General features: G+C 39.8%; 8 protein-coding genes. 5 read left to right on the forward strand and 3 right to left on the reverse strand.

Going from position 1 to position 11,610, the window contains the following annotated elements:
- The first annotated feature begins 117 nt into the window (after nucleotides 1-117).
- Nucleotides 118-1,227: a tRNA 2-thiouridine(34) synthase MnmA gene (gene mnmA / locus R3E32_09640; protein MEZ4884973.1), complete on the forward strand. Its 1,110-nt coding sequence runs from the start codon at nucleotides 118-120 to the stop codon at nucleotides 1,225-1,227.
- A gap of 150 nt (nucleotides 1,228-1,377) precedes the next feature.
- On the opposite strand, the gene R3E32_09645 is transcribed toward mnmA, so the two are convergent.
- Nucleotides 1,378-1,602: a hypothetical protein gene (locus R3E32_09645; protein MEZ4884974.1), complete on the reverse strand. Its 225-nt coding sequence runs from the start codon at nucleotides 1,600-1,602 to the stop codon at nucleotides 1,378-1,380.
- Between the two features lie 124 nt (nucleotides 1,603-1,726).
- Here R3E32_09645 and R3E32_09650 point away from each other — a divergent pair, with 124 nt between their 5' ends.
- Nucleotides 1,727-3,043 carry a KilA-N domain-containing protein gene (locus R3E32_09650; GenBank protein MEZ4884975.1) on the forward strand — a complete coding sequence of 439 codons (1,317 nt, stop codon included), beginning with the start codon at nucleotides 1,727-1,729 and terminating at the stop codon, nucleotides 3,041-3,043.
- A gap of 323 nt (nucleotides 3,044-3,366) precedes the next feature.
- Here R3E32_09650 and R3E32_09655 read toward each other — a convergent pair whose 3' ends face one another.
- Nucleotides 3,367-3,750 carry a hypothetical protein gene (locus tag R3E32_09655; protein MEZ4884976.1) on the reverse strand — a complete coding sequence of 128 codons (384 nt, stop codon included), beginning with the start codon at nucleotides 3,748-3,750 and terminating at the stop codon, nucleotides 3,367-3,369.
- Nucleotides 3,751-3,834: 84 nt separating this feature from the next.
- Nucleotides 3,835-3,996 (reverse strand): hypothetical protein, encoded by a 162-nt coding sequence (locus R3E32_09660; GenBank protein ID MEZ4884977.1) that lies wholly within the window; start codon nucleotides 3,994-3,996, stop codon nucleotides 3,835-3,837.
- 175 nt (nucleotides 3,997-4,171) lie between these two features.
- Here R3E32_09660 and R3E32_09665 point away from each other — a divergent pair, with 175 nt between their 5' ends.
- From R3E32_09665 to R3E32_09675, 3 genes are all read left to right on the forward strand, one after another.
- Complete coding sequence (locus R3E32_09665) at nucleotides 4,172-5,512, forward strand: KilA-N domain-containing protein (protein MEZ4884978.1); 1,341 nt, start codon at nucleotides 4,172-4,174, stop codon at nucleotides 5,510-5,512.
- 238 nt (nucleotides 5,513-5,750) lie between these two features.
- On the forward strand, nucleotides 5,751-7,895 hold the full coding sequence (locus R3E32_09670) for a choice-of-anchor L domain-containing protein (GenBank protein ID MEZ4884979.1): 2,145 nt from the start codon (nucleotides 5,751-5,753) through the stop codon (nucleotides 7,893-7,895).
- A gap of 134 nt (nucleotides 7,896-8,029) precedes the next feature.
- Complete coding sequence (locus tag R3E32_09675; GenBank protein MEZ4884980.1) at nucleotides 8,030-11,560, forward strand: FG-GAP-like repeat-containing protein; 3,531 nt, start codon at nucleotides 8,030-8,032, stop codon at nucleotides 11,558-11,560.
- Nucleotides 11,561-11,610: the final 50 nt, after the last annotated feature.

The raw sequence follows: 11,610 nt of genomic DNA on the forward strand, positions 1-11,610 counted from the left end.
AAAAAATTTACCTTTACCTTTGCAGTAAAGAGTTAACCTTCAATAGGGAACTAAATTTTTATAACAAAATGAAAATCTTTTTTTTCATCTCGATTTTCATCTTTATTTTCAATCATTATGAGCAAGCACGGAAAAGTATTGGTAGCAATGAGCGGCGGAATTGACAGTACAGTTACGGCAATTATGTTGCACAATCAAGGATATGAGGTGATTGGTATCACCATGAAAACATGGGACTATGCAACTTCTGGCGGCTCTAAAAAAGAAACGGGTTGTTGTAGTTTGGATTCTATCAACGATGCGAGGGCGGTGGCTGTTGACATGGGTTTTCACCACTTTATCATCGACATCAGAGAGGAATTTGGCGATTGGGTAATCGACAATTTTGTGGACGAATATTTGGCAGGGCGAACGCCAAACCCCTGTATCATGTGCAATACACACATCAAATGGGCGGCTTTGCTTCGCAGAGCTGATGCACTTGATTGTGAGTTTATTGCGACAGGTCATTATGCCCAAAAACGCTTTGAGAATGGACGGCACATCGTTTCGAAAGGCATTGACGAAAACAAGGATCAGTCCTACGTTTTGTGGGGATTGAAGCAAGAAAACTTGGGTCGAACGATGTTTCCTGTTGGGCAATTCCACAAACCCCACATCCGACAAATGGCGCGCGATATGGGCTATCACGAATTGGCGAAAAAAGCGGAAAGCTACGAAATCTGCTTTATTCCCGACAATGACTACCGTGGATTTTTGAGTAGAAGGGTGGAAGGTTTGGAGAAGGAGGTGAATGGCGGCAATTTTGTCTTGACGGACGGAACAGTGGTCGGCAAACATCGTGGTTATCCGTTTTATACGATTGGGCAACGCCGTGGTTTGGGTATTGCTTTAGGCGAACCGATGTATGTGACCCGCATTGTGCCTGAAAGCAATACGGTGGTTTTGGGTGAGTTCGATGACTTGAAACTGAATGGTATGTTGGTCCGAAATATCAACATGGTGAAATATCCCGATTTGGGCGTAGGCATGGATGCGGTGGTGAAAATTCGCTCACAACATGCGGGCGCACCTGCTTTTATCGAAAAAGATCCAAATAGCGATATGGTGAAAGTGACTTTCAAAACAAGGGTAGATGCGATTGCGCCTGGTCAATCGGCGGTGTTTTATGATGGCGATGATGTGATTGGTGGAGGGCATATTTGGGAGAGTTTTGAGGTGGGGTAGAACAAGAACTGCTCGTTTTATGAATAAAGTACGTGTTTTGAAGTTTGTTCGATGACGAATCAAATCACAAATCCATCAATACAGTGTATATAAAATCCCACTATCGTAATTACCATAGTGGGATTTTTGCTAATTTGACCTTTGCCAACTTCAATTCACCTCCTTCATCCATATCACCCAAACCTCATCCTCCATGATGAATTTGTATTGTTTTTCTTTTCTAAGTCGAGAAGCCAAACCTACATAACCAATCAAATTGTGTTCTCTATCAGAAAGTGCATTGTAAAGCTTCTTCAAATTTGACCACACACTTGTTTCATTCGTTGGAACATGCTGCAACAAATAAACTTTTTGAATTCTTTTTCTTTGTTGCATTATAATATGTTTGCCATGATAAATAAAAAACACTAAATTTGCCAATATAAATAATCAGAGGATATTGCCGTTCGCCAAAACTTAACAATATCCTCCCAATTCTTACTTTTAAAATTTAAAAGCAATGTCAAATTTACACATTTTTACCTACAACAATCACCAAATCACTTTTGATTTTAGAACAGAGCAGAAAATGGTCAATGCTACGGAAATGGCAAAACCGTTCGGCAAACGTCCTTCTAAGTTTTTGGAAATCGCAGAAGTAAAAGAGTACATTAAGAATTTGGAACAAAAAAGTGATGTCCGTCAGGCGGTCATCACTATTAGAGGAAAATTTAAAGATGGGAGACCACAAGGAACTTGGATGCACAAAATTTTGGCGTTAAGGTTTGCTCAATGGTTGGATGTTTGTTTTGCGATATGGGTAGATGAAAGGATTGAAGAACTCCTAAAACACGGTTACACTCAAATCAGCGGCTTGTGGGTTTATTTCTTTCAATCCACAGCTTCAAAAATTGTCAAAATCGGACAAACCCATAACCTGCAAAGGCGACAAAACACCATCGAAAACAGTCATGGTTATCCTATCAAACTATTGAAAGCCATCAGAGTACCCGATGAATCTCACGAAAAAGCGATTCACAAACAGTTCAAACACATCCGATTGAAGGGAGAATGGTTTAAACTCACCCCCAAATTGCAGCAATTCATCGAAGACCTGCCCAATCACCTCGACCCCGAAGAACAAACCCTCCGCAGCGAAAACTCCGAATTGACCCTCAAAAACATAGATTTGCAGCAGCAAGTCGACATACTCCAAGATTTCCGCAAAATGGTGGTATCACAAATTCAACAACTCAAAACCCAACATCAATTTGACCAAAACAGCCTACAAGAATCCCAAAACTACAACCAACTCCTACAGGATTTGCTTCAATTGGACATCTCCAAATGGATGAACGAACCACTGAGTACCACCAAAGTCATGCGAAATTTACGGACAGAGGTGCATGGTTATCAACGTCAATTGGCATTGGCTTGGCTGCACATTGTCGAAAAAGACCACCTCCTGGAAGCCATTGAAGCAAGTCACCAAAGCATTTTATCGGAACTCAGTTCCAAAAACCGCAAAAATTTCACGCACCTGAGCCTGTTGATTCACAAACAGCTTAAAGGCGAACAAGGTTGGCAAGCTTTCGCCAAATATTTTGAAGCCTGCTACCCCAAACTCCTCGACCGCCTGCAAGTCCGCTTCCCGAGCCTCAACGAAAACGATTTGAAGTTTTGCAGCTATACATTGATGGGTTTGACACATGAGGATATTTCTTTTTTGATGGATTTTGGGGTTGGTAGTGCTGCATTGAAGGGAGCGAGATTGCGGGAGAAGTTGGGGATTAAAAATAAGAAGATTGACATTGGGGAGTTTTTGAAGGGGATGTGAGAGTTTTATTTTTAAATTTGAAAAAAGTGCTTTATATTTACCTTGATTTCAAAACTTTTAAATTCAAGGTGTCATGAGAGGGTTTTCAGTTTTTTGGAGTGGATTGTATTTGATTCGGGTTTTGGAAAGTGAGAATGGAAAGATTTTGGGGAGTGGAAAGGTGTTGGTGGAGTGAGTGAAAATTCGCCAACACCTGCAAGGTTCAGCGACATTTGAACGGACAAAACATACAATAGTTGTCCTTTTAGAATCACATTTTACCAATTATAAAAGGACAACATTATTTATAAATCCATTTCAAAAACGGAAGACAAGCGATGCCTTTATTTTCGCTTCAATGTCTCTGTAAAACCTAAAATCTCCAACTTGATTTCGTCGCAGTTATTTTCAGTTATTTCAAAATCGACACTTGAAGAACCTCCACCCCCAGACGGACTTGCTGTAAGAGTCAATGTATTGCCATCCAATGAATAACTTTTGTCATCAAATACAACACCATTTACCTCAAAACCAAACAAAGAGTCATCTTCATCTATATAAGTTCCATCTGCTCTAAATTCAACTTCACCACCAGAAAGTTGTGGATTCCAAGTACCAATAATGTTTTCAGAAAGTGCGGGCACTTCACATTCATCGTCCTTGCTACAAGCACTAAATGTAAGGATTACAACTAATAATAATGTAAGATTACTTTTTAAATACCACATGAATATAGTTTTTAATTAAAAACGGTGAAGATACAGCATAAAAAATATATTTTCTATACTTCTCTCTTATAAAATCATTTACCTTCAATTCACCTCCTTCACCCATATCACCCAAACCTCATCCTCCAAAATAAACTTGTAATGTTTATTTAGTCGCATTTGACGTGTGATACCTGTATAACTTAAAGCCTTATTTTCTTTCTCTGAAATATACTGATACAATTTCTTCAAGTTAGACCAAGCCAAAATTTCATTGGTTTGGACATTCTGTAACAGATAAATTTTCTTTGACTTACTCAATACAAAACGTTTATTCAGGCTAATTATTAGCCTATTTTGATTATATTTGCAAAATAAAAGGCACTACTCTCCGCTCAAAGTTTGCAGTGCCTTCATTCTTCAAATCAAAAAATTTAAAGCAATGTCAAATTTACACATTTTTACCTACAACAATCACCAAGTAACTTTTGATTTTAGCAGTGTGAGTAAAATGGTTAATGCTACTGAAATGGCAAAACCATTTAGAAGGAAACCAGAAACCTTTCTTAAAACTCAATCCGTGAAAGACTATATTGCAGCATTGGAAAATTATTTGAAAAGTGATGCACTAAAAAGTGCATCACCTCCAAAAGCTGTAGAAGTCATAAAGGGAAAATACAAAGATGGTCGCTCACAAGGAACTTGGATGCATCGCTTATTGGCTATTCGCTTTGCACAATGGTTAGACCCCAAGTTTGCAATATGGGTGGATTCTAAAATCCAAGAACTCCTAAAACACGGTTACACCCAAATCAGCGGCTTGTGGGTTTATTTCTTTCAATCTACAGCTTCAAAAATTGTCAAAATCGGACAAACCCACAACCTGCAAAGGCGACAAAACACTATTGAAAACAGTCATGGTTATCCTATCAAACTATTGAAAGCCATCAGAGTACCCGATGAATCTCACGAAAAAGCGATTCACAAACAGTTCAAAAACATCCGATTGAAGGGAGAATGGTTTAAACTCACCCCCAAATTGCAGCAATTCATCGAAGACCTGCCCAATCACCTCGACCCCGAAGAACAAACCCTCCGCAGCGAAAATTCCGAATTGACCCTCAAAAACATAGATTTGCAGCAGCAAGTCGACATACTCCAAGATTTCCGCAAAATGGTGGTATCACAAATTCAACAACTCAAAACCCAACACCAATTCGACCAAAACAGCCTACAAGAATCCCAAAACTACAACCAACTCCTACAGGATTTGCTGCAATTGGACATCTCCAAATGGATGAACGAACCACTGAGTACCACCAAAGTCATGCGAAATTTACGGACAGAGGTGCATGGTTATCAACGTCAATTGGCATTGGCTTGGCTGCACATTGTCGAAAAAGACCACCTCCTGGAAGCCATTGAAGCAAGTCACCAAAGCATTTTATCGGAACTCAGTTCCAAAAACCGCAAAAATTTCACGCACCTGAGCCTGTTGATTCACAAACAGCTTAAAGGCGAACAAGGTTGGCAAGCTTTCGCCAAATATTTTGAAGCCTGCTACCCCAAACTCCTCGACCGCCTGCAAGTCCGCTTCCCGAGCCTCAACGAAAACGATTTGAAGTTTTGCAGCTATACATTGATGGGTTTGACACATGAGGATATTTCTTTTTTGATGGATTTTGGGGTTGGTAGTGCTGCATTGAAGGGAGCGAGATTGCGGGAGAAGTTGGGGATTAAAAATAAGAAGATTGACATTGGGGAGTTTTTGAAGGGGATGTGAGAGTTTTATTTTTAAATTTGAAAAAAGTGCTTTATATTTACCTTGATTTCAAAACTTTTAAATTCAGGGTGTCATGAGAGGGTTTTCAGTTTTTTGGAGCGGATTGTATTTGATTCGGATTTTGGAAAGTGAGAATGGAAAGATTTTGGGGAGTGGGAAGGTGTTGGTGGAGTGATTGCAGGGAAAAATCTAAAAATCATACAAATTAAAAAAAACATCAACTAAAATTTATTTAAAAATGAAAAACATTTATTTTTCCTTTTTTTTGACTATTACATATTTGTCCTTATTTGCTCAATCAACTATCTACAATTTCAATGAAATATCAGCTTTTGAGGCAGCAACTATGATTATGGGCAATCAAGCAACTGTTTCTAATGCCAATATTCAATGTCCAGATATTGCTGGTGGACTTTTCACAGGAGCATCTGGTCTCAATGATAATCTCACAGAAGGTATTATACTGACAAGTGGCAGCGCTGCTATTGCATTTAGTGCCAATACAGTAGGTAGTGCAGGTAGTAACAATGGAGGTCCAGGATATGCAGCTTTAGAAGATTTTCCTTGGGCTTATTCAGGTACTTTCAATGCTTGTGTATTAGAGTTTGATTTTGTTCCTCATACCAATCAGATTTCGGTAGCATACATTTTTGGTTCTGAAGAATATCCAGAATATGTAGGCTCTCAATTCAATGATGCCATGGCTATTTTGATAGAAGGGGAACCTGAATATCCTGCTCATCTTTTGGCCACAGACAAGAATATTGCACTTATTCCCAATTCGCCTGCCCCAGGAATCCATGTAGCCATCAATTTGTTGAATTTTGCTTCTTATGGTGACTTTTATATGGATAATACTGGCAATCAACACATTCAATACGATGGTATGACAACTCTTTTACCTGCTGTTGCTGATGTTACACCAGGAAATACTTATCGGCTTACATTCGCAATTGCAGATGCAGGGGATGCTATTTTCGATTCGGGTTTGTTCATTGCTCCGTTTAATCGAGAAGCTGCCACCAATCGAATTCTTAACCTTCATGCTTTTTGGGATGAAAATTCAAACAATATAAAAGATACTACTGAAGTAGCTTTGCCCAATCAGTCTTTTGTCATCAATCCCATCAATACAATGATTGTAAGTCACTTGGGAGGAAATGCTAATATCGTTCTGCCGCTTGGAGATTATCAAGCAAGTTTTATGGAAAGTTCGCTTTGGGAAATGGTTGAGGCAACTAACTACGACATAAACGTTACAGGAATTGAATCTCTCAATACCTATCAGTTCGGCCTTCAACCAAAAACTACCGTCAATTCAGTAGTTCCCTATTTGATAAGTAATCCAACTCGTTGCAACGAAACGATAACTTACTGGCTGACTTGTTTAAATATGGGTACTACCGTGGCAAGTGGGACAGTGAGTTTAAACTACAGTGACCTGTTACAATACATCGAAGCAAACCCAATGCCTGAACAAACAGTAAATGGTGTATTGACTTGGGCGTTTGAAGATTTATATCCTGGATATCACAAACGAATTAAAATCAGCTTTGAAATGCCAGATGAGAGTTTTACAGGAGAAATAGCATTAACCTCTGCAAAAGTGATGCAAATGAGTGATGGGCAGTTTATTTCAGAGAATGAAGTTGCTTACAATAGTGAAGTCCTCTGCTCCTACGACCCCAACGACAAACTCGCTCGCTCCAATCTCCTCGGTCAATCCGAATTTGCCTACATCGCAGACACCATCCAATACACCGTCCGTTTCCAAAACACAGGAAACGACACCGCCTTCAATATCCGCATTGAAGACACCTTGGACAAAAAACTGGATTGGACAACCTTTCACCCTATCACTGCAAGCCATGATTATCGAACAGAACTGAACCGAGAAACGGGTTTGGCGACTTTCTACTTCAATGACATCCTACTGCCCGACAGCACGACCAATGAAGTCGAAAGTCATGGTTTTGTGACCTTTGGCATCGCTTCTTTGGAGGGAATTGAAGACAAAACAAAGATCGAAAATACGGCTTCTATTTTCTTTGACTTCAATCCTCCGATTATTACGAATACGGCTACACTTACTTTGCTGCAACAGGTGGAAACGGGAATTGAAGTATTGGATAATAGATACTCGATTCGTGTTTTTCCGAATCCTTTTTCGGATTTTACGACCATTGAAGCGGAGGAATTGCCGCAAGGAAATTACCGATTGGAGGTGATGGATATTTTGGGGAGGAAGGTTAGGGAATTGAAGGTTGATAATGGAAAAATGAATTTGCAGAGAGGTGATTTGGAAAGTGGATTGTATTTGATTCGGGTATTGGAGGAAAACAGCAATGAGGTTTTGGGGAGTGGGAAGGTGTTGGTGGAGTAAAAAAAGTATAATTATTTGAGTGAAAGTTTGTTATTTAAACAACAATAGCCTATTTTTATTCTTGCTAAAAAAGAACAATGTAAAAGGGGTTTGGTAGGCGTTTTTTTTCATTTACATAAATTAATATCATTTGTATGAAAACCCTACTACTAATGCTCAGTTTTTGCTTATCCTTTACCGTATGTTTTGCTCAATTTGGCGAAGCAAATCCTATCGAATTGGGTGGAGTCTATCCCTCTACCGGTGAAATTGCCGATCTCAATGGTGATGGTAAATTGGATGTAATCATTGCATCAGAAAGTAAAAACCGCATTTATTGGTTTGAAAACTACGGAAATAGACAGTTCAGCACAGAACGTTTGTTGAGTAACGAATTGACAGAACCGAAAGGTTTGAAAGCAGCCGATTTAGATATGGATGGCGACATGGACATTCTCTGTGGTTCATGGAATGTCAATACCATTTATTGGTTTGAAAACGATGGTGCGGGAAATTTTGCAGCACCTCAAATCATTTCAGACGATGTCCGAACGCCTCAATCTATTGAAGTAAGCGACATAGATGCAGACGGCGATTTGGATGTATTGAGTACCGCTTATTGGGATGGCACCGTTGCTTGGCATGAAAATGATGGGTTCCAAAACTTTCCAAACCAGCATATTGTTTCTGCCGAAGTCGACATGGCATATTTGGTACGTGTAGCGGATTTTGACCAAGATGGTTTGATAGATGTATTTGCAGGTTCTTATTCGGGCGGAAAAGTTGCTTGGTTCAAAAACGAAGGGCAAGGCACTTTTAGCGAACCTATTCTTATCATGGAGGGTTTGCTCTCACTCCAAGATGTTATCATTGAAGATGTGGACGAAGATGGCGATATAGACCTATTGATTGCCTCCTTATTCCAACATGAATTGTTTTTCTTTCAAAATGATGGCAACGGGAATTTTGGCACACCTACCATCATTGACGACATTCCCTACAATGTATCCCAGCTTCAATTTGAAGACATGAATCAAGATGGCTACAAAGACATCATCGCTTCTGATAGTCAGATAGGTACTATAATCATCAAACCCAATGATGGTACTGCCCACTTCCCAAAGTACTCTTACTATTCTCTTAACGATGTAATGCAAGATACAAATATACTTTTGACTGCTGATTTTACTCAAACGGGGGTTATTGATTTTCTCGTAGGATCTCCACAAAACCGATTTGTTGCTTTATACGAAAATCACTACAACAATGGGTTTAAATTTCTTCGGTCTATTTTGACATCTGGTATTTTTGGACCTAAAGATATGGTAGTAGGAGATGTAGATGGTGATGGTGATAAAGATTTGGTCATCGCTTCGGACTTTGATCATCAGGTAACTTGGATAGAAAACACAAATGCAGGGGGAAGATTTGATAAGCACCATGTACTTCTATCCGATTTTAGAGGCGCAAATTCGCTGGCATTGGAGGATTTTGACAAAGATGGCGATTTGGATTTAGCGATAGGTGGTTTTGGAGAACCTGAAGTGGTGCTGTACAACAATGATGGTCAGGGAAATTTCACTTTCAAACAGGTAGTAGTCGAAGCAGAAGGAGTCGTGGCGGTCAAAGCAGGAGATGTCAATGGAGATGGCGATTTGGATTTGTTGGTTGCTTCTTCTGTGGATAGGATCATTCGCTGGAAACACAACAATGGCTCAGGTGTATTTGGTATTGTTCCTACCGTAGTCACCGATATTGCTTACCAAGTAGTATCTGTTGCATTGGCAGATGTGGACAACGATAACTATTTGGATGTCATTACTTCTAATGATGGTTGGAATGATATATTGTTTTATAGAAATGCAGGGGGAGTGTATGAAGACAGAGTGCGAATTGACGGAAATTTCCAGTCTTCCTATTCGGTAAAGGCTGGCGATATTGACGGAGATGGATTTGCGGATGTGATTGCGAGTTCTACTGCCAAGGATGCAGTCTATTGGTATAAAGGCAATGGCTTGGGAGGTTTTGAAGACCAAGAATTGATAGGGGGAAATCTCAATAATCCAAGAGAACTGGCTGTTAAGGATTTTGATCAAGATGGCGATTTAGACGTGATGGTTGCTGTTAGGGAGGAAAATAAAGTCGTATGGTTTCCCAATTACGGAACGGGTGTATTTGGTGAGCGTCAAGTCGTATTGAACAATGCACCGAAAGTGGAATATATTGTGGCTGAAGATTTAGATAATGATGACTATCCAGAAGTCTTTAGTTTTTCTCAATATAGAACCAACATGAGATGGCAGGAAAATTTATTTTTCAACTCAATTCGTGGTCTTGTATTTTGGGATACAAATGAAAATGGGATAAAAGATGAAGGAGAATTATCGCTTATAGACCAAGTAGTTACCATTTCAAGTACAGAGGACGAACACAAAACTTATACAGGTATAGAAGGGCAGTTTACGTACTATTCTAAATTGGGTGCTTATGAGGTATCTATGGAATCTAATTCTTTATGGGAATTGACCACAGAAGAATCCTTTCAAATTGAAGTAACAGGCACAAGCCATTTAGAACCAATTTATTTTGGTCTAAAACCTGCAAGAATTCTACACAGGGTAGAACCTCATCTAACTGCCTCTATCACCAGATGCAATAGGGCAGCTACTTATTGGCTTCACTATAAAAATACAGGTACTACAATCGCTAATGGAACAATCACTTTAGAAACAGATGAACTCATGGGCTTTATTTCCTCCAATCCCGAACCCAACAGCATTGAAGGAAACACACTCACATGGAATTTTTCAGAACTTCATCCAAGTTATGAAAACAAAATCTCCCTCCAATTTCAAATGCCCGACTTCAACAGCATGGGCGAAATCCTCGAAACCCAAGCCACCATCCAACTCTTCAATGAAAACCAAGAACTCACTTACACCAAAACCACCGACTACAACAGCGAACTCCTCTGCTCCTATGACCCCAACGACAAACTCACCCGCTCCAATCTCCTCGGTCAGTCCGAATTTGCCTATATCGCAGACACCATCCTCTACACCGTCCGCTTTCAAAACACTGGAAACGACACCGCCTTCAATATCCGCATTGAAGACGTTTTGGACAAAAAACTGGATTGGACAACCTTTCACCCCATCACTGCAAGCCACGACTACCGAACAGAACTGAACCGAGAAACGGGTTTGGCGACTTTCTACTTCAATGACATCCTACTACCCGACAGCACGACCAACGAAATTGAAAGTCATGGTTTTGTGACCTTTGGAATTGCCTCTTTGGAAGGAATAGAGGATAAAACAGAAGTCGAAAATACAGCTTCCATCTTCTTTGACTTCAATCCACCTATTATCACCAATACGGCTGTTTTGACTTTGCTGCAACAAGTCGAAACGGATATTGAAGTATTGGAAAATGGAGCTTCAATTCGTGTATTTCCGAATCCATTTTCGGATTTTACGACCATTGAAGTGGAGGGGTTGCCGCAAGGGAATTACCGATTGGAGTTGATGGATATTTTGGGGCGAAAAGTTCGTGAATTGAAATCTATTGGAAATGGAGAGTGGAGGATTGAAAGAGGGAAATTGGAGAGTGGCGTGTATTTTTGGAGGATATTGGAGGAAGGGAATCAGGCTGTTTTGGGGAGTGGGAAGGTGTTGGTGGAGTGATAGGTGTTTACTTTTTTGAGTTTACTCGTTTTTAGAGTAGTTGCTAAATT

Source organism: Chitinophagales bacterium (assembly GCA_041392475.1).
Classification (GTDB): Bacteria; Bacteroidota; Bacteroidia; order Chitinophagales; family UBA2359; genus JAUHXA01.